Consider the following 18,975-nt stretch of genomic DNA (forward strand, 5'->3'; position numbering starts at 1 on the left):
GACAGACGGTTTAGATGTTGCTGAAAACCTGTGGTGCTAGCGCAATTCGCTCACCAGCGTGACAACGGAGCGCGGCGCTACTTGCAGCGGCTGGCCCGCTGGCACGGCTGCACCCGGCTGCAAGTCGGCTGTGGCAGAGGTAACGTAAGACTTGCCCGCGCCCAGCCGCTTGCCGCTCAGCACGAGCTGTACGGTGGCGGGCGTGTCGTAGTCGTTCACGACGACCGTTATCAGTTGCTTGCCATTCGAGCTTTTGTAGGCCGACACCAGGGGCTGGCCGGTGCGGGCTGAGTCGGCTAGCTGAGCGTCGAGGCGCACGGCGCCGGGGCGCAGGTAGCGGCTGTAGTTACCTAGGGCCCATAGCATCTTGCTGGGCTGATAGGTGCCGTCGGTCTTGTTTTTGTTGATGTACACGAGGCCGTCTTTGTAGTCGTAGGGCGAAATGGCCAGCCACCACTGCCAGGCGGTGGCGTTGCCCACGGCCAAGTCGTAGTGCACGACTTTAGCCAGGTAGAGCGCTGGTTTCATCCCTAGGTCGCGCGGCCCGCCGTTAATTTCGCCCGCGTTATCGCCCAGGATGCAGTACTCGCTCTGCCAGTAGCTGATGCCTTTCAGCGCCGCCACCCGCGCCGCTAGTCGCTGCCGCGTGGCGATGGCCGTGGCGGCCGGCGAGGTCGTGAAGTAGCTGTGCCCCGCGATGATGGGCGCTACCTGCGGCGTGCCGCCTAGGTGGGTCGGCGCGGCTTTGTCGCCAAAAAAGGCTGCCAGCTGGTCACCTCGGCCGGGCTTGTCGGCGGTGGTGAACAGGTAGTCGAGCTTGCCGGCCTCGGTCACTAGCACTTTAGTGGGGAGTCTCTGGGCGGCCAGGGCGGCGGCCGTGGCTTTGGCTACGCCGGCTATTTCGGGGTTGCGGAAGGGGCTACCTTCCTGGCCGCCGTCACTCCAGTCCCACTGAGGCTCGTTGATGGGGCTGAGGTAGTCGAATGTGATGCCGGTGGCCTGCTTCACGCCCTGCACCACCTTGGCGCAGTAGGTACCTAGGGCCGCATAATTAGCAGGTGGCAGGTTGGTTTCACCGCCTTTGGCGTAGGCCTTGCCAGTGGCGGTCAGCGATACGGGCGGGCTGTTCAAGAACCCTAGGAACTGCTTAACGCCGCGCTGCTGGGCGGCTTTCAAAAACCACAGCTGCCCAGCCTGCCGCGTGAAGTCGTAGCTGCCCGCGGGCGTTAAAAACGACTCGGCCCGCCGCCACTCGTCCTTGATGCCGCTGGCCTCGCCTTGCTCGGCGCTACCCGCCCCAATATTGAAGCGCCACATCGACAAGCCGATGCCTTTTTCTTGGCTAAATAGCAAGTCGGCAATGGCTTCTTTTTTGGCGGCGGGCCAGTTGCCCACAAACTGCCCAGCCCAGGCATCAGAAGCGGCGAAATTGGCAATGGTTTGGTGCGGCTTAGTGGCGTCGATGCGCACTGTAGTGATAGCTGGCGTTTGAGCGCGGGCGGGGCTGGTGGCTGCCAGTAGCCCAACGGCCAGCGGCGCTACAGCCTTCAAGGTGAAGGAGAAAGACATGTAGAAAAGACTTGAAATAGGTAGTCCGGCTGCTCCTCCGGGTAAGGTGAGCAGCCGGACTAGTAAAATGGGACTAGGTGGCAGTTGCGCAGATTTCGTAGTCAGCGACTTATGGGAGGAAAATGCAGACTATAAATTCCGCACAACTAACCTAGTAGCCAGGGTTCTGGGTTACGTTACCGCCCGAGAGTTGAATCTGGGGAGTCGGAATCGGGAAGAGGTTATTCTTCTCCGAAATCTGGTCCTTCACCTTGCCCTTGTCGTAGGGGTCGGTACTGGTGAGCTGCGCTTTATTGAAGGCCGTCATCACGTCAACCAGGCGCTTCTGGCGCACTAGGTCGTAGTAGCGGTGGCCTTCCATGGCCAGCTCGAGGCGGCGCTCCAGCCAGATGTCATTCAGCAGCTGCGTGCCCGACGAAGTGCGGGGTAGCACTGTGCCGGGGCTGAGGCGGTTGGCGCGGGCGCGCACCAAGTTCAGCGAAGCTAGAGCTTTGGGGTCCTGGCCCAGTTTGTTCGAGGCCTCGGCATGGATGAGCAGCAGGTCGGCCAAGCGCATCTCGATGCGGTTGAGCGGCGCGTGGTTTTGCTCGTTGGCGGGGCGGTCGGCCAAGGGCAGGAACATCTTGCGGCTAATGCGGCCCGACTCGTTTTCGCTCACCTTGGTGTCGTAGTTCGAGTAGTCGAAGTTGGCCGTTTTGGGCCCCACGTTGTCGCCTTGCTTGATGATGGTCCACTGGCGGCGCGGGTCGTTGCCGAAGGCCTGCTCTAGGTTGCTGCTGGGCGTGTTGAAGCCCCAGCCGCCATCGGCGCGGCTGCGCATTACCACCGTGAGGGCGGTGCCGAGGTTGAAGGTCTGGTTGGCGTTGTAATTGAGCTCAAAAATCGACTCTACACCGTTGGGGTTGCTCACGCTCCACACCTTGTCGAAGTCACCCAGGCTGTACTGGTTCGAGTTGATAACCGTCTCGGCGGCCGTCTGGGCCAGGGCCCACTGCTCGGTAAAGAGATAGGCTTTGGCTAGGTAGGCATTGGCGGCGCCTTTGGTAGCGCGGCCTTTGTCAGCGCTGGCGCGGGCGTTTTTCTCGGGCAGCGCAGCAGCGGCTTCCTGAAGGTCCTTAATAATCTGAGTGTAGCACTCGGCGGCCGTAGCGCGCTTGAGGGTCACGGCATCGGCGGGCGACACGGGCGTGAGCACCAGCGGCACCCCGCCGTAGCCCTTCACTAGCTCGAAGTAGTTGTAGGCTCGGATAAACTTGAGCTCGCCAATGAGCTGCTGCTGCAAGGTGGGGTCGATGGGCGCCTTGGCGATGCCCACTAGCGCGGCGTTGCAGTTGCCAATCGACTGGTAGATGTGCGTGTAGCGGTTGTCGAACCACTCGTTGTTGGGCAGCCAGAAGAAGCGGGCAAAATCGCCAAACTCGCGCTGGTCGCCGGCAATGGCGTTGCCTTTCCAGGCATCGTCCGAGCCCGCATCGCCAAACATGCGGGTGCGGTCAATCTGCCACCAGTCGCTTTGGTCGGCCAGGGCGTAGCAGCCCATCACGGCCGCCTTGCACTCGTCGGCGTTGGTGTAGTAGTTATCGGTAGTCTGCTGGCCCTGGGGCGATTGGTCCAGGAAATTAGAGCACGACTGCGTGCCTAGGCTCAAGCTCAGGCCCAGCGCCAGGGTGAATAGGCGGGAGTAATTTTTCATGACTTTGGCGGGTGGGGAGAGTTAGAAGCTGATGTTGGCGCCCACCAGGTAGGTGCGGTTGGTGGGGTAGTTGCCGAGGTCGATACCGCGGTTCAGGGCCGACGAAGCATCGGTGTACGAGCGGCCGTAGCCAATTTCGGGGTCGGCACCGCTGTACTTGGTGAAGGTGAATAGGTTCTGACCGCTCACGTAGAGGCGCAGGCCGGCCATGTGCATGGCGTTGGTTACCTCCTTGCGGAAGGTGTAGCCTACTTGCAGGTTGCGGACGCGGGCGTAGGAGCCGTTCTCCACGTAGAAGTTGTTGAAGCGCGTCAGGTTCTGGTTGTTGTCGTTGGCCGTGATGCGGGGCACCGTGTTGGAGGTGCCTTCGCCGTGCCAGGCAGTGTTTTCGAGGCCGGCTATCTTGTTGTAGTTGTAGCTGCCCGAGTACCACCAGCCTTTGCTGGCGTTCACGATGTCGTTGCCTAGGCTACCCACCAACGAGGCTTGCAGGTCGAAGCCCTTGTAGCCCATGTTCAGGTTCACGCCGAAGGTCATGGCCGGCGTGGGGTTGCCGATGTATTTCTGGTCGTCGGCATTAATCACGCCGTCGCCGTTGAGGTCCGCGAAGCGGAAGTCGCCGGGCTTAGCATTGGGCTGAATGACGGTGCCGTTGGCTGCCTTGTAGGAGTCAATCTCGCCCTGGTTTTGGAAGATACCCGTGTTCTGGTAGCCGTAGAAGGCGCCCACGTAGCCGCCTTCCTCAGTTTTGGAAGGGCGCCCGAAGATGGGCGTATTGCCCGAATACAGGGCTTGGCCGTTGGCCAGCGTACCAATCTTGCTGATGGCGCGGGTGCCGTTGATGCTCAAGCCGTAGGTGAAGGCGCCCTTGTTTTCGGCGTAGCCCACCGTGAAGTCAAGGCCGTTGGTTTTCATGCTGCCGATGTTGGTCACCGGGCTGTTGTAGCCGTAGCCGGCGTGGCCTGGAATGGCCTGGGCCATTAGCATGTCGGTGGTGTTGCGGCGGAACACGTCGAAGGTGGCTGTCAGTCGGTTCTGGAAGAAGCCAAAATCAATACCTAGGTCGTAGTCCTCCACGGTTTCCCACTTCACGTTGGGGTTGGGCACGTTGCTCTGGATAACCGCCACTTGCGCCGTGCGGTCGTCGCCGGTCACGTAGTAAGTCTTGGAGAACGTGCCGGTGTAGGCCGAGTTGGTGATGCCATTGAAGCCAGCGCCACTGAAGGTGCTGATGTTCTGGTTACCCACGCGGCCCCAGCTGGCGCGCAGCTTCAGGAAGTTAAGCGTTTCAAACGACTTCATAAACTCCTCGTCGGTGATGAGCCAGCCTGCCGACAGCGAGGGGAACGTGCCCCAGCGGTTGTTGGTCGGGAATACCGAGGCTCCGTCGCGGCGAATGCTGGCCGACAGCAGGTAGCGGCCCTTGTAGTCGTAAGTCAGACGCCCGATAAGCGAGGCAATCGTGTTGGTGTAGGTGTTGCCGTTGGCGTTGTAGTTGGCCGTGGCCGCGTCGAGCTGGCGCAGGCTAGGGTCGTTGCTCGGAATGGCCTGGCCCGAAGCCACCTCATTGTTCAGCCTGAACTTCTCGAACGTAGCAGCAGCCAAGGCCGTGAAGTTGTGGTCGCCCAGCGACTTCGTGTAAGTCAGCGTGTTGGTGTTGTTCCAGTAGAGGTACAGGTTGTGCTCGCGCGTCACCTGGTTTACTTGGTTGCGCTCGTTGGCGTCGATGGTATAGAACGGCGAAAACGCGTTGCGCTCGTAGAAATTGGTGTTCGTACCAAAGCGCGTTTCGGCAATCAGGCCCGGAATAAACTCGTAGTTGGCGTACACGTTGCCCACCAAGAAGTACTGGTTGCGCTTGTCGTCGTTGCGCTCTACCACGGCCAGCGGGTTGCCAATGTCGGTGGGCGAAGCGCCGTAGTTATCGTAGGGGTTGCCCGTGTTGCGGTCCTGGCGGGGCGAGGTGATGGGGTCATCGTTGAACGCATCCCGAAACAGACTACCATTATTGAGGTACTTCTGGTTGGTCATCGAGATGTTCAAATCCTGGCCCACCTTGAGGTGTTTGGCGGCTTGGTACTGAGTTTTCACGCGCAGCACGAGGCGGTCGAAGTCGGTGCCGCGTACCAGGCCACGCTCCTTATAGTAGCTCAGGCCCGTGGAGTACTGCACCTTGTCGGAGCCGCCTGACAGACCTAGGGAGTAGTTTTGGGTGATGCCGCGCTGCCGAATCTGGTCCCACCAGTTGGTGCTTTGAGTGTACTGGTCGGGGTTGGCGTACACGGGCTGGTTGCCCGAGTTGGTAGCCGCTAGGTTCATGATGCGGGCGTACTCGCTGGCCGACGCCATGTGGGGCACCCGCGTGGGGTTCGACACGCCGTAGGTGGCATCTACCGTAATCACCGGCGCGCTCACCGAGCCCGCCTTGGTCGTGATGAGCACCACGCCATTGGCCGCCCGCGAGCCGTAGATGGCCGCCGAAGCCGCATCTTTGAGCACCGTGAGGGTGGCGATATCCTTCGGGTTGAGGTAGTTGATGTCATTCACCGGCAGGCCGTCTACCACGTAGAGCGGGCTGTTGCCGTTGATGGTCGAGATACCGCGCACCAGAATTTGGGGCTGGCTGCCCGGCTCCGAGCCGGCACTAGTTACGGTAACGCCGGCGGCCTTGCCTTGCAGGGCCGAGCCTACATCGCTCACCGTCAGCTTCGAGAGCTCGGCGCCCTGCACCGTGGTTACGGCGTTAGTAACAGTACGCTTTTCCTGCGAGCCGAAGCCGATGACTACGGCCTCGTCGAGGGCCTGGGCGCTCGCGGTGAGCTTTATGCTTAGACCCTGGCCAGTAGCGGCCACTTCCTGGCGCTCATAGCCGATGTAGGAAATGACGAGGGTAGGGTTGGCCGTGCCCTCAGGCACCCGCAGCGAGAAGCGGCCGTCGGCGTCGGTGGAGGTGCCGATGGTGGTGCCTTTGAGCACCACTGTTACGCCGGGTAGGCCGGCGCCTTTTTCATCAAGTACGGTACCGCTCACGGGCGTGTCGGCGGCTGGCGCGCGGCGGGCGGTACCTAGGGCGGCACCCTCGGTGGGGAGGGCAGCAGCGGGTGCGGCGGCCACCGCCAAGGGCAGCAATGCTCCGCACAGGAGTATAGATTTTGCTTGCATCAGCAAGAAGGTATGCGACGAGCCAAAGCCCGCCTGGGTGGGGAAAATGTGGAAATCAGCTCGACTTGCGTTCCGAAGCAAGCGGTGGGCACCAGCTCGGAAAGGGGGCGCAAAAGAGGATGTAAAAGTACCGGCCGCCCTGCCCCCCAAGGGGAGCATTTTTCGGCAGAAGGGGGGCCAAAACCTGCCATTTTCCAGCGGCTATTAAAAGCTCCTTATTAGGTAATATGCTATAAATAAAACGCATAGTGCATTTTAGCAGTGTTCCAAAAAAGAAGTACCATAGTCCTGCCATGCAAAAGGGAGCAACCCTGCGCCTGGCAGAGTTGCTCCCTTTTGCAGCGCCGAGCGCCTGGGTTAACGAGGAGCTTTTAGCTAGCACTACCCCTTATATTCGGAGGGGCTAGCAGCCCTATGAGTCTACAAAGACCCTAGCGGTTTTAGCTCGCTGAGGATGGGATGGTCGAGGCCGGCCAAGCTAGTTTGCTGGGGCTTAAGTAGCTCCAGGACAGTTATCTCATTGGCGCCTTTTTTCAGCCACTCGGCCGGCACGTACAGCGTTTGCTGGGGGCCGATGCCCCAGTAGCGCCCTAGGTTGTGGCCGTTGACCCACACGCTACCCTTGCCCCACTGGCGTAGGTCGAGGTAGGTGTCGGTGGGCGTGGCTACGGTGAAGGTGCCGGTGCGCAGCACTGGGCCGGTGGTAGCGGTGGGGGCCGCCGCGCTAGCCTTGGCCACGGCCGGGGCTTGGTCGAAGGGGAGGCCGTACTGCTGCCAGCCGGTAAGCTCTTTGCCACCTAGGGTCACGCTTTTGGTGATGCCCTTGTTATTCTGGAGCAGGTACTCGCCAAAATTGACGCGGCCCAGGTTCTCGACCAGGATGTCGAGCTGCACTTTGCCGGCGGGCAGTGTCACGCGCATGCTGTCTTGGCGCTCGCGGCGGTCGAGGGTGCCCACGCGCTGGCCGTTTACCATTACCACGGCGTAGTCGCGCAGGTCACGCAGCTTGAGCACTTGCGCGCCGCCACCACCGGCCACGGTAGTGCGGTAGAGCACAAAGCCGTAGGCCTGCTTGAGGGCCTCAAACGTGAGCGGCTTTTGGCTAGCCACGGGGGCCGGCAGACGCTCTAGTAGGGGCTGACTCTTGGTGAGCTGTACGGCCGGCAGGGCCACGCTGGGCTTGGCGGCGGGCACAGGCGGCAGAGGCTGGTTCTTTGGCCGATACTTGGCAATGACCTCGCGGAAAGCCCGGAACTTGGCCGTGGGGTTGCCGGCCTCGTCGAGGGGCGCGTCGTAGTCGTAGGAGCTGATTTGAGGCTCGTAGTGGCTGGTGTCGCCCTTGAAGTTGGCCCCGTTCATGAAGCCCCGGGTGGTGCCGCCGTGGAACATGTACATATTGATGCTCATGCCGGCGCGCAGCACCGAATCGAGGCCTGGCGTGTAGCGGGCGGCGGGCACCGTGTGGTGCGGCGCGCCCCACCAGTCGAACCACGCTGGGTACCACTCGGCCACGTAGTAAGGGCCCTTGCCGTCGTGGTTGGTGTTCACGAGCTTGCGAATCTGGCTGGGCTTGTCGGTGCCATTGACGGCGGGTAGCAGGCCGGGCAGGTGACCCTTGGCTACATCATTTACCGGGTCGCAGGTATAAAGCAACCCATCAAAGCCGGCTTGCTCAAACAGGCGCTTGTTTTGGGCTAGGTACACTTTATCAGACCCATACGACCCGTATTCGTTCTCGACCTGCACCATCAAGACCGGGCCTCCGTGGTTGACTTGCAGCGGGGCCAACTGCTTGCCTACGGCTTGGAGGTAGCGGGTGTAGGCAGCAATGTACTGAGGCTCCTGGCTGCGCACCTTCAGGCCGGACACGTTCTGGAGCCAGTAGGGGTAGCCTCCAAATTCCCATTCGGCGCACACGTAGGGGCTGGGGCGCAAAATCACCCACAAGCCTTCTTCCTGGGCCATTTTCACGAAGGCCGCCACGTCGTTGTTGCCCGCAAAGTCGTACTTGCCCGGCTGGGGCTCGTGCACGTTCCAAAACACGTAGGTGCCTATCGTGTTTAGGCCCATCGCCTTGGCCATCTTGAGGCGACTGCGCCAAGCCTCGCGCGGAATGCGGGGATAGTGCAACTCGCCAGAAATCATTTGCAAGGGCTTGCCATCGAGCAAAAACTGGTTGTTGCCCAGCGCAAAGGTGTGGGTAGGCGCTGGGGCTGGCTTGGGCGCGGCCGCGGTGGTGCGCTTGCGGGGCGGCCGGGCCGCGGGTGGGGTAGCGGGGGCGGCTTCGGCCAGGCCGGCAGCCAGCAACAGCAAAACCAGGTTTTGCGAGAAAGTAGTTTTTCTCATAAGGGCGAAAAGTGGCAGGCCGCGGCGGGACCGGGTAGCCGGGTGGGAAATGCCCCGCGACAGCCAGCGCAGGGGAGATGTATAGAATTGTGAAGGGACAAAAGTACCCGCCTGCGCGACCGGCAAAGGGGGCTTTTTTCGGCAAAAAACGCCCTAAATACCCTGCAAAAGGCCTATTAAAGGGTATCTCACCTGCGGTGGCAGTTAGCAGCCTAGCGCCTAGCTAATGGCCCGAGCCGCCGGGGCGCGAGCCTGGCCGGGGCCGCCGGTAAGCTGCTCGCTGGGCGGTTCGGTGCTATCTTTCCTTAGCGGATAGCAAGTCCGCTACGGTATTTTAGCATGAATAGGCTGCGTAGGTTTCAATGGGTCAGGCTGCTGCTGGGGCTACTCCTGTGGGGTGCTGGCTTGGGCGCGCAGGCCCAGGATACGCCCCCCGGCGAGTTTCGCTTCGAGCACATCACCGTCGACCAGGGCCTCTCGCACAGCGACGCCATGTGCATGGCGCAGGACTACGACGGCTTCATTTGGATAGGCACCAACCGGGGCATCGACCGCTACGATGGCTACGGCCTCAAGTCGTACGCGCTGCCCATCAACCCCCGCAACGGGCAATCGAGCAACCGCATCTCGGCGCTGCTGGCCGCTCCCGGCAGGCAGCTGTGGGTGGGCACCGAAAACTCAGGCCTGAGCCGCTACGACGCCGACCACGATACGTTTGAACCCCTAGGTACCCGCAGTTTTCCGGGGGCCTACCGCGCTCTAGGTGCCCGCCTGGCCCAGGCCGACGTGAAAGCGCTGACTACCGACGCACAGGGCCGCCTCTGGGTGGGCACGGCTCAGGATGGCTTATTCGTGCTAACCCTCGATAAGCAAGGCCAGCCGTCGGCCCTACGTCAACTGCCGCCCACTGCTGCTGACCGGCCTCCGCTGGCGGGCATTACGAGCCTAGCCATTGATGCCGACGGCCAGGCCTGGGTAGGTACGAAGAGCGCAGGACTGGTGCTAGTGCGCACCACCGAGCCAGCGCTGCCGGTAGAAGCTACCTCGCTGACCATGCCCGTGAGCGCGCTTACCCTCGACCGACGCGGCGACTTGTGGGTGGGCACCGAACGGCAGATTTTCTGGATACCGGCGGCCAGCCGCCGCACCGGGCACGCGCTGGCTGGCCACGCGCTGCCGCATCACTACCCGCTCATTCAGGCGCTGCACCTCGACTCGCTGGGGCGGCTATGGGCGGGCACGCTCTACGGCCTCTATGTGTGGGAGGCAGGCGTAGTGACGGGCACCGCCCCGCCGCTGCGCACGGCGCGGCCCACCCTGTTCTTGCCCCGCGATGGCGAAGTGCACGGCCTAAACTCGGAGCGCGTGCACCAGATTTTTGAGGGCCGCGACCAACTGGTGTGGCTGTGTGCCTCGGCGGGCGGCCTCAACAAGGTAGACCTGCGGCAGCGCGCCTTTGGGCACCTGCGGCACCAGCTCACGGGTCAGCCGGCCCTCTCCAATGCTAATAACTATATCAACGCCATTTATAAGGAGGAGGCGACGAACACGCTGTGGCTGGGCTCGCGCAATGGAGTGTCGGCCTACGACCTAGGGCGCCACACCTACCGCAGCTACCTCAACCAGCAGTCGGACACAGTGCGGGGCGTGGACGTGGCTACCATCTTCCGTACTGCCGATGGCACGCTCTGGTTTGGCACCCGCGACAACGGGCTGGTGGCCCTACGCCGCACCGGCGGGCGCGAGCAACTTACTACCTACCGGCGCCTGCCGGGCGGCTTCGACTTGGCCGCTAGCAGTATCGAGCACCTAGCCCAAGATGGCCAGGGCACGCTCTGGGTAGCTACGTTTTCGCAGGGCTTGTTTCGCCTAGGTCCCGATGGGCGCCTGCTGGCGCACTACGATGCCCCACACGCCGGGCTGCCCACCAGCCGCTTTACCTACCTGCTCTACGACGCCAGGCGCGACGTGCTGTGGGCCAGTACCCGCAACGCGGGCCTGCTCAAGCTGCGCCCCACCGCCGACTCGCTGCTTCTGCTGCGGCAGTTTGCCTACGATGCGCACGCGGCCGAGGGCTTGCGCGTGAACTACGTATGGCCGCTGCTGCTGGGTAAGAATGGCGACCTCTGGCTAGGTACCATCGGCGGTGGCCTGCACCAGCTCACCACCGATGCGCAAGGCCGCGACGTGGTGCGGCCCTACAGCCGCTATCTGCCCGAGAGCGACGTGGAAAGCCTGCTGGCCGACGAGGCCGGCAACCTCTGGGTAGGCGGCACTGGTCTCTACCGTTTCACACCGACCACCCGCCGCTACCTGCGCTACGATGTGGCCGACGGCCTGCAAAGCAACGCTTTTAAAATAGGGGCCGCCGCCCGCGGGGCCGACGGCACGCTCTACTTCGGCGGCATCAATGGCATCAATTACTTCCAGCCCTGGGCCATTCAGGCCAACCCGACGCCGCCGGTGGTGCAGTTCACGGGACTGCGCGTGGTCAACCAGCCGGTGGCAGTGGGCCAGCCGTTTAATGGCCGCGTGCTGCTACCTAGGGCATTGAGCCAACCTCAAACCGTGACCATCCGGGCGGCCGAAAACGACTTCTCGGTCGAGTTCGTGGCCCTCAACTATACCAATCCGCAGAAAAACCACTACGCTTACCGCCTGCTGGGTTACAACGAAGGATGGGTACGGCCCGGCCCCGGCCAGCGTACGGCCAGCTTCGCCAACCTGCCGCCCGGCCGCTACACCCTGGAGGTAAAGGCCGACAATGGCGAGGGCGTATGGTCGCCGCGGCCGGCCACCATGCAGTTTGAGGTGTTGGCCCCGTGGTATAAAACCTGGTGGGCTTACCTGCTGTACGCCAGCGCGCTGGTAGGAGCCGTTGCCCTCTATCGACGCACCGAAATCACCAAGCAAAACCTGCGCAACAAGCTGGCGCTGGAGCACTTGATGGTAGAAAAAGAAAAGGAGCTGACCAACCTCAAGCTCGGCTTCTTCACCAACGTGAGCCACGAGCTACGCACGCCGCTTACGCTCATCTTGGGGCCGATGGAGGAGATAATTGGCTCGTCGGCACCCATCCACCACCTGCGCGACAAGGTGCTGCTCATGCACCGGCAAACGCGCAAGCTCTTTGACCTGGTTAATCAGCTGCTCGATTTTCGGAAGGTGGAAACCGGCAACGTACCGCTGCGCGCCAGCTACGCCAACGTGGTGCGGGCGCTGACTGATATTTTCTCCGTATTTGAGCAAAAAGCCGCCGAGCGCCGCATTACCTACCTGCTCGACGTGCCTGCCGAGGCCGTGCGGCTGTATTTCGACCGCAGCAAGCTCGAAATCATCCTGACCAACCTGCTGGCCAATTCCTTTAAGTACACCCCCGAGGTCGGGCGCATCGAGCTGGCGGCCACGGTGGTAGGCACACCGGGCAGCGAAGCTGTGTTTGAGCAGGGGCAGCCGGTAGGTAACTACCTAGAGATAAGCGTAGTCGATACTGGCGCTGGCATTCAGGCCAGCGAGCTGGCGCACATCTTCGACCCCTACTACCAGGCCTCGCACACCGATACGCTGCGCATGACGGGCACCGGCATTGGGCTGTCCTTGGTCAAGCAGTTTGCCGAGCGGCATGGGGGCAGCATAGCGGTGGCGAGCGAGGTAGGAGTGGGCACCACGTTCCGGCTGCGGCTGCCCTTCGGCCAAGCCCACTTGCAGCCCGGCGACCTAGTGCCCGACACCGAGCAGCCCGAGCCGCTGGCTCCCGCGCTCCTGGCGCCCGAGTCGCTGGACCTGCCCAACGAGCCCGTGACCCTGGCCACGCGCCCCCGCCTACTGGTGGTGGAAGACAACGACGAGGTGCGCCAGTACTTGCAGCAGCTCTTTGCCGCCGACTACGAGGTGCTGGCCGCCGCCGATGGTCTCGAAGGTTGGCAGCTGGCCCTAGGTCAGGCCCCAGCCTTGGTTATCAGCGATGTGATGATGCCCAACAGCGATGGCCTGGAGCTGTGTCAGCGCCTCAAGCAGCACCCCAAAACCAGCCACGTGCCGATACTACTGCTCACGGCGCGCACGGCCGCCCTGCACGAGGTCGAAGGCCTCGACCTAGGGGCCGACGACTACGTGCCCAAGCCCTTCAACCCGCTGGTGCTGCAAGCCAAGGTAGCCGCGCTGCTGCGCAATCGCCACCAGCTGCGCGAGTACTACCAGCGCCAGCTGCTGCTCGAACCCACTGAAGTCGTCATTCCCGATGCCGACCGCACCTTCCTGGAGCAGGCCATGCGCACCGTGGAGGCCCACCTCACCGACCCGGCCTTTAGCGTATTGGTGCTGGCCGAGGCGCTGTGCATGAGCCAGTCGGTGATGTACCGCCGCATCAAGAGTATCACTGGCCAAACCACGGTCGAATTTATCCGCGATGTGCGTATGAAGCGCGCTGCCCAGTTGCTGGCCCACAGCAGTTTGCGGGTGTCCGAAATAGCTTTCGAGGTAGGGGTGGAGAACGTGAAGTACTTCCGCAAAACCTTCCAGAAAATCTACGGCATGGCCCCCACCGAGTACGCCCGCCAGCACCGCCCCGCCCGCGAGGCCGCGCTGGTTGACGAGGACGAGTAGGACTGAAATACGATTGTCATGCAGAGCGAAGCGACGCATCTCGCGTGGTTACGCCTGCGAACGTCAGGGTTTACTGCGCCACGCGAGATGCTTCGCTACGCTCTGCATGACAATCGTACTTCAGCTCTGCACTAGCTCCACACCCGAGCGCACTGGCACGGGGCGACGGTGCTCATCGACGGCCACAAACGTGAAGAGGCCCGTTACGGCCAGCTGGCGGTCTTCTGAGTACATCTGCTCGACGTAGAGCTCGACGCGCACCTGCACGCTGGTATTGCCTACGCGGGCTATGTTGCCGATGAGTTCGACGAGCGAGCCACCCGGAATGGGATGCGTAAAATCGACTTTGTCGGACGAAACGGTCACCATCTTGAGACGCGAAAAGCGCGTGGCCGTGATGAAGGCCACCTCATCCATGAGCATGAGCGTGGCACCGCCAAAGAGGGTGTCGTAGTGGTTAGTAGTGTTAGGAAATACAGCTTTGAAAATGCGCGTTTCGGCGCGGGCAATCTGGTCAGCGAGGGAGTTCATAAAACTTAAAAAACAGCTTTAACACGTAAAATAACGGCTTAGTGAGGGCACGCAGCGCCCTAAAAGGCCGGGCGGCGCGGTGGCCGCCCGGCCCCTAGGTAGATGCCAGGCTAGCTAACGGGCTGCAACGCGGCCACTTGCCGCAGCTGCGTGGCGGCCTCTACCATTTGGCGTAGAGCGGCCTCCGTTTCGGGCCATTTGCGGGTCTTGAGGCCGCAGTCGGGGTTCACCCACAGGTTCTCGGCGGGCAAGATGGCCTGGGCTTTTTCGAGCAGCGCCACCATCTCCTCCACGGTGGGCACGCGGGGCGAGTGAATGTCGTACACGCCCGGCCCAATCTGGTTGGGGTATTGGAAGTCGGCGAAGGCGGCGAGTAGCTCCATCTGCGAGCGCGAGGTTTCCATGGTTATCACGTCGGCATCGAGCGCCGCGATGGCGGGCAGCATGTCGTTGAACTCCGAGTAGCACATGTGAGTGTGAATCTGGGTGTCGTCGCGCACGCCCGACGCGGCCACCCCAAAGGCCCGCACCGCCCAAGCCAAGTAGGTCGGCCAGTCGGCCCGGCGCAGCGGCAAACCTTCCCGAATGGCAGGCTCGTCAATTTGAATAATGCCGATGTCAGCGGCTTCAAGCGCCTGCACTTCCTCCCGAATGGCCAGCGCCAGTTGCAAGGCTGTGAGAGCGCGGGGCTGGTCGTCGCGCACAAACGACCACTGCAAGATGGTCACCGGCCCGGTCAGCATACCTTTCATGGGCTTGGTGGTCAAGGACTGCGCGTAGGTGGTCCAGGCCACCGTCATGTCTTGCGGGCGGTGAATGTCGCCGTACAAGATGGGCGGTTTCACGCAGCGGCTGCCGTAGCTCTGCACCCAGCCGTAGGCGGTGAAGGCGAATCCATCGAGTAGCTCGCCGAAGTATTCCACCATGTCGTTGCGCTCAAACTCGCCGTGCACCAGCACATCGAGCCCTAGGTCCTCCTGCCACTGCACTACCTCGGCCGTGGCCTGGCGCAGGGCTGTTTGGTAAGCGTCGTCGGTGAGGTCGCCCTTTTTCCAGCGCGCCCGCAGCTGCCGAATGTCCTCGGTCTGCGGAAACGAGCCGATGGTAGTGGTCGGAAACAGCGGCAGTTGCAGCCGTGCTTGCTGTACCACAATACGCTCGGCAAAGGGGCTTTGGCGGCGGGCGTTGGCCTCGGTCACGGCCGCCGTGCGCTCCTTTATATGCGGCCGGTGGATGCGCGCAGACTGACGCCGGCTGGCCAATGCCGCCTGGTTGTGGGTCAGCAGCTCGGCGCTGCCCGGCGCCTGAGTAGCCAGTTGGTGCAGGTCGCGTACCTCGCCGAGCTTCTGCTTAGCAAAAGACAGCCAAGGCTTGATTTCGGCTAACAAACTAGTGGTGCTCGTCTCCAGGTCGAGGTCGCAGGGGCTGTGCAGTAGCGAGCAGCTGGGCGCCAGCAGCACCCGTTCGGGGCCGAGTAGCGCTACAGCCACGTCGATGAGAGCCAGCGAGGCTTGGTAGTCGTTCTTCCAGATATTGCGGCCGTCCACTACACCTAGGGAAAGCGACAGCCAGCCCGGCACCAGCGGCAGCACCGTCGCCAGCTGCTCGGGGGCGCGCACTAGGTCGAGGTGCAGCGCATGGATGGGCAGCTTAAGGGCCGTTTCCACATTATCGCGCAGACCTTCAAAATACGTGGTTACCAATAGCTTTAGGCCGGGGCAGCGGCGCGCTAAGTGGGCGTAGGCCCGCTGGTAAGCTTCGCGCTCGGCTAGCGTCAGGTCGAGGGCCAGGCAGGGCTCATCTAGCTGCACCCAGGCGGCGCCTTGCTGGTGCAGGCGGTTCAGGGCCAGTTCGTATACAGGCAGCAGGCGGTTCAGCAGCTCTAGTCGGTGAAAGCCGCTTTCCTTCTCTTTGCCCAGCAGCAGGTACGAAACCGGACCTAGGAGCATGGGCTTGGCCGCGGCGCCCAGCACTTGGCTGGCTTGGTTAAACTCATTGAAGAGGCGCGTCGAAAACAGGCTAAACTGCTGGTCCTTGGTAAACTCCGGCACCAGGTAGTGGTAGTTGGTATCAAACCACTTCGTCATTTCGAGGGCCGTGAGGTCGAGGCCGCCGTGCTGGTAGCCCCGCGCCATGGCGAAGTACAAATCCAGTTCGGTGGCGTCGCGGTTTTGGGTTACCAGCGGCGTGTAGCGGGCCGGAATGTTGCCCACCAGCATGCTCGTGTCCAGTACGTGGTCGTAGTAGCTGAAGTCGTGGCACGGAATCAGGTCGAGGCCGGCGGCTTGTTGCAGCTGCCAGTTTTGCTGTCTGATGCGGGTGCCTACTTGGTGCAGCTCGGCCGCGCTGAGCGTGCCAGCCCAGTATTTTTCGCTGGCCTTTTTTAGTTCGCGCTGGCTACCAATGCGCGGGTAGCCTAGGTTGTGCGTAAGCATAAAAGCTTGGGGGTAAGAATGAAAGAAACTCATTCTCAGCAAGGGCGCCGCCCCCGCACACTGCCGCAGCACGCCAGCCAAGCCGAACTACGGTACACCTAGGGCGTGCGCACGCCCGCTGGCCCCGGGGCGGCGTCCCGCCCGGCCAGTGTGTTACACCGCAATTCAATCAGCCAGACTACTGCCCCAGTTCGCGAGGGCATACGTCTAAAGTCGTAGGCAGGCAAGTCTCCTGGCTTGTACCATTATAGTCCTCCTTCTCACCCGGCGGGCAATGGAGATAACTTGACTATAACTTGTTGCGGTACTTACAGTTGCGCGACAGCCCGTGATTCTCACACGGTTCCTTATTAATCTCGGTATTACCCGAAAACCTTCCTACGGCAATTGAATATTGCAAAGAATTCGGCGTGAAGATACACGCTGCCCTTCGACCATGCCTAGCCGTCTGCCCTTGGTACCTAGGCGCCAGTCAGAGTTCTCTGCCTTTAAGTGCGGTAAAAAGCTAGGAAAAGACGGTACTAAAGCTAGGTGACGGTACCGTCGTTTGAACATCGGGCCAGTACTTTGCGACTGCTGCCTAGGTAGCCCTGTGTTGCAAAAGCAACTGGTTGACGAATAACTTTTCCCACTAATCTATCCTATCTATATGAATGCACCTTGCCAGCACCTACAGGCGCTCGACCTGCACCATCTCAAGCACGATACCCAGCACGTGTGCCCCGAGTGTGTGGCCCTAGGCGACACCTGGGTGCACCTGCGCATCTGCCAGCAGTGCGGCCACGTGGGCTGCTGCGACGATTCGAAGAACAAGCACGCTACCAAACACTTCCACGCTACACAGCACCCCGTCATCACCTCCGCGCAGCCCGGCGAGCGCTGGGCCTGGTGCTACCTCGACCAGTCGTTTGGGGAGTATTAGCCAAAAGAGTAGTGGCCGGGGGGAGGGGCCACTACTCTCAAAATGAGCTTACTTGTCGCCGCGTTGCGACCCGTACTGCTTTATCATGGCCTCTTCCTGCTTCACGTGGTTGGCGACAAACTCCTTGCGCTGCTCCTCCGTGCGCGTAGTGCCTAGGTCGGCAAGCTGCTTTTTGAGCTCCGCACCCGGCAGGTCGGCACCGTATACCGGCGTGCCGGGCTGCTGCCGCCACGACTCATGTAGGCTACCATCGTCGATGGCGTCGAAGCCTAACTCCTCGACTAGCGCCATTACTTTCTGTTTGGCAGCGGCATCGTCGCTGGCCACGGGCAGCCCTATGCGGCCGGGCGTGCCAGCGGGTTTGCCCGCGCTGCCCAGGCTCGTGAAGGAGATATTATTGAACACCTTCACCACCGGGCGACCTATGTGCTGCTGCACCCACTCGCTCTCGGTGAGGTCGCCCTGCTCTAGCTCGGGCAGGTGGCCATCGCGCAGCAGCGGGTAGTAGTTGCTGGTGTCAATAATGGGCACATCGGCAGGCACGCCTTCGAACAAGTCTTGGGGCAGCTTCGGGATGCTTATCAGCGGGATAGTCACAATAACAATTTCGCCGGCGCGAGCGGCTTCGTGGGCCGTCACGGCGGTAGCCCCCGTTTTTTGGGCTAGGTCTTGTAGCGTTTCGGGGCCACGCGAGTTGGCAATAGATACGGTGTGGCCCAGCTTGGTGAGGCGACCAGCGAGGGTGCCGCCAATGTAGCCGGCCCCGATAATTCCTATTTTCATTTTACTTAAATTAGAAGGTTGACCAGCGGCCGTGCGCCGCTGCAAGAGTTAACAACAGCTAAAAGCGCTGTTTGCTTAGGGCCGGTCGCTAGGCCGCACCCTATGGCTGGGGCGTGAAAAGAAGTTTTTCTACCGGGAAGCCCAGGTCGCGGGCCTTTTCGATGAGGCGTTGCTGGATGTCGGAGGCCAGTTGCGGCTGGCGGCTCAGCAGCCAAAGGCTCTTGCGGCTCGGCTCGCCCACTAGTGCGTACTGATAATCGGCTTGGTCAAGGTCTAGTATCCAGTAGTCGCCCTCAAAAGGCCAGAAAAACTGCACCTTAAGCTTGGCATTGGTGGCATCGATGGCGCGGGCAGTGGCAGTGGCTGTTTTCACTGGGCCATACACGTCGCCCTTGTGGCAGGTGTTGAGTACCTGTACTTTGCCATTGGCACGGCGCGAATAGTCAGCCGTGACATGCTCGCAATTTTTCTCGAAGGGTACCGGCAGGCGGGCTACTTCGTACCAGCGCCCTAAGTAGCGCGCTAGGTCAACATGCGCCATAGTGGGCAGCGGCGCATAGCTTTTGCGCCGCAGGTACAAGTAAGCAGCCCCGGCAGTAGCTACGGCGGCTGCAGCCGCGAGTAGGGCTACCGGCCGGTGGGAAGTTTGGTTGGTCATGGTGCGTTATATGAAAAAAACAATTGGCTTGGAAGCTCAGCTGTGTCATATACGGCACCTATACTATAAGCGCCACACGATAATAGACCCAGCTAGGAAAGTGAGCTTATCTAAGCCAACTCGCTGCATCTAGGTGGCTTATCACTAAGCAGTTGTCGTTAGCAGTAGTCGCGATAGCCGTGCCGCCAATGATAAAACCTATCCGTGCACCGCCGCTACTATAAAGCGCTGCTTTGAGCTGGTGCCTATTGTCTTGGCCACAGCTCGTTGC

Annotated in this window: 10 protein-coding genes and 1 riboswitch; of the genes, 2 read left to right on the top strand and 8 right to left on the bottom strand. The window is 61.6% G+C overall.

What is annotated here, in order from left to right; all coding sequences use genetic code 11:
• Nucleotides 1-36: 36 nt before the first annotated feature.
• The 4 genes from FNT36_RS00320 to FNT36_RS00335 all read right to left on the bottom strand — a co-directional run bounded on the left by FNT36_RS00320 (nucleotide 37) and on the right by FNT36_RS00335 (nucleotide 8,770).
• Nucleotides 37-1,569, bottom strand: a complete 1,533-nt coding sequence (locus FNT36_RS00320; protein WP_144842835.1) for a glycoside hydrolase — start codon at nucleotides 1,567-1,569, stop codon at nucleotides 37-39.
• Nucleotides 1,570-1,720: 151 nt separating this feature from the next.
• Entirely contained in the window at nucleotides 1,721-3,262 is a 1,542-nt protein-coding gene (locus tag FNT36_RS00325; RefSeq protein ID WP_144842837.1) for a RagB/SusD family nutrient uptake outer membrane protein, read from the bottom strand.
• 21 nt (nucleotides 3,263-3,283) lie between these two features.
• Complete coding sequence (locus FNT36_RS00330) at nucleotides 3,284-6,424, bottom strand: SusC/RagA family TonB-linked outer membrane protein (protein WP_233635565.1); 3,141 nt, start codon at nucleotides 6,422-6,424, stop codon at nucleotides 3,284-3,286.
• A gap of 420 nt (nucleotides 6,425-6,844) precedes the next feature.
• Nucleotides 6,845-8,770, bottom strand: coding sequence for a glycoside hydrolase family 35 protein (locus FNT36_RS00335; RefSeq protein ID WP_144842841.1), 1,926 nt, complete (start codon nucleotides 8,768-8,770; stop codon nucleotides 6,845-6,847).
• Nucleotides 8,771-9,109: 339 nt separating this feature from the next.
• On the opposite strand from FNT36_RS00335, the gene FNT36_RS00340 reads away from it, so the two are divergent.
• On the top strand, nucleotides 9,110-13,375 hold the full coding sequence (locus tag FNT36_RS00340; RefSeq protein WP_144842843.1) for a hybrid sensor histidine kinase/response regulator transcription factor: 4,266 nt from the start codon (nucleotides 9,110-9,112) through the stop codon (nucleotides 13,373-13,375).
• A 120-nt stretch (nucleotides 13,376-13,495) separates the two neighbouring features.
• Here the strand turns inward: FNT36_RS00340 and FNT36_RS00345 are convergent, their stop codons facing one another.
• Together FNT36_RS00345 and metE are read right to left on the bottom strand one after the other, a co-directional pair.
• Nucleotides 13,496-13,906 (bottom strand): acyl-CoA thioesterase, encoded by a 411-nt coding sequence (locus tag FNT36_RS00345; RefSeq protein ID WP_144842845.1) that lies wholly within the window; start codon nucleotides 13,904-13,906, stop codon nucleotides 13,496-13,498.
• Between the two features lie 110 nt (nucleotides 13,907-14,016).
• The gene (gene metE, locus FNT36_RS00350; protein WP_144842847.1) at nucleotides 14,017-16,341 is read right to left on the bottom strand and encodes a 5-methyltetrahydropteroyltriglutamate--homocysteine S-methyltransferase; all 2,325 of its coding nucleotides are present in this window, start codon (nucleotides 16,339-16,341) and stop codon (nucleotides 14,017-14,019) included.
• 205 nt (nucleotides 16,342-16,546) lie between these two features.
• Nucleotides 16,547-16,734, bottom strand: a riboswitch (cobalamin riboswitch).
• A gap of 256 nt (nucleotides 16,735-16,990) precedes the next feature.
• On the opposite strand from metE, the gene FNT36_RS00355 reads away from it, so the two are divergent.
• Nucleotides 16,991-17,263, top strand: a complete 273-nt coding sequence (locus FNT36_RS00355; protein ID WP_144842849.1) for a UBP-type zinc finger domain-containing protein — start codon at nucleotides 16,991-16,993, stop codon at nucleotides 17,261-17,263.
• Nucleotides 17,264-17,311: 48 nt separating this feature from the next.
• On the opposite strand, the gene FNT36_RS00360 is transcribed toward FNT36_RS00355, so the two are convergent.
• Both FNT36_RS00360 and FNT36_RS00365 read right to left on the bottom strand, forming a co-directional pair.
• Complete coding sequence (locus FNT36_RS00360) at nucleotides 17,312-18,091, bottom strand: NADPH-dependent F420 reductase (RefSeq protein WP_262712145.1); 780 nt, start codon at nucleotides 18,089-18,091, stop codon at nucleotides 17,312-17,314.
• Nucleotides 18,092-18,146: 55 nt separating this feature from the next.
• A complete protein-coding gene (locus FNT36_RS00365; protein ID WP_144842853.1) occupies nucleotides 18,147-18,704 on the bottom strand; it encodes a lipocalin family protein in 558 nt (185 codons plus the stop codon).
• Nucleotides 18,705-18,975: the final 271 nt, after the last annotated feature.

Source organism: Hymenobacter setariae (assembly GCF_007713685.1).
GTDB lineage: Bacteria > Bacteroidota > Bacteroidia > Cytophagales > Hymenobacteraceae > Hymenobacter > Hymenobacter setariae.

What these genes read in the sequence shown, in the direction of transcription:
- FNT36_RS00320 (WP_144842835.1), bottom strand. Translation starts at nt 1,569, where the DNA reads ATGTCTTTCTCCTTCACCTTGAAGGCTGTAGCGCCGCTGGCCGTTGGG.
- FNT36_RS00325 (WP_144842837.1), bottom strand. Translation starts at nt 3,262, where the DNA reads ATGAAAAATTACTCCCGCCTATTCACCCTGGCGCTGGGCCTGAGCTTG.
- FNT36_RS00330 (WP_233635565.1), bottom strand. Translation starts at nt 6,424, where the DNA reads ATGCAAGCAAAATCTATACTCCTGTGCGGAGCATTGCTGCCCTTGGCG.
- FNT36_RS00335 (WP_144842841.1), bottom strand. Translation starts at nt 8,770, where the DNA reads ATGAGAAAAACTACTTTCTCGCAAAACCTGGTTTTGCTGTTGCTGGCT.
- FNT36_RS00340 (WP_144842843.1), top strand. Translation starts at nt 9,110, where the DNA reads ATGAATAGGCTGCGTAGGTTTCAATGGGTCAGGCTGCTGCTGGGGCTA.
- FNT36_RS00345 (WP_144842845.1), bottom strand. Translation starts at nt 13,906, where the DNA reads ATGAACTCCCTCGCTGACCAGATTGCCCGCGCCGAAACGCGCATTTTC.
- metE (WP_144842847.1), bottom strand. Translation starts at nt 16,341, where the DNA reads ATGCTTACGCACAACCTAGGCTACCCGCGCATTGGTAGCCAGCGCGAA.
- FNT36_RS00355 (WP_144842849.1), top strand. Translation starts at nt 16,991, where the DNA reads ATGAATGCACCTTGCCAGCACCTACAGGCGCTCGACCTGCACCATCTC.
- FNT36_RS00365 (WP_144842853.1), bottom strand. Translation starts at nt 18,704, where the DNA reads ATGACCAACCAAACTTCCCACCGGCCGGTAGCCCTACTCGCGGCTGCA.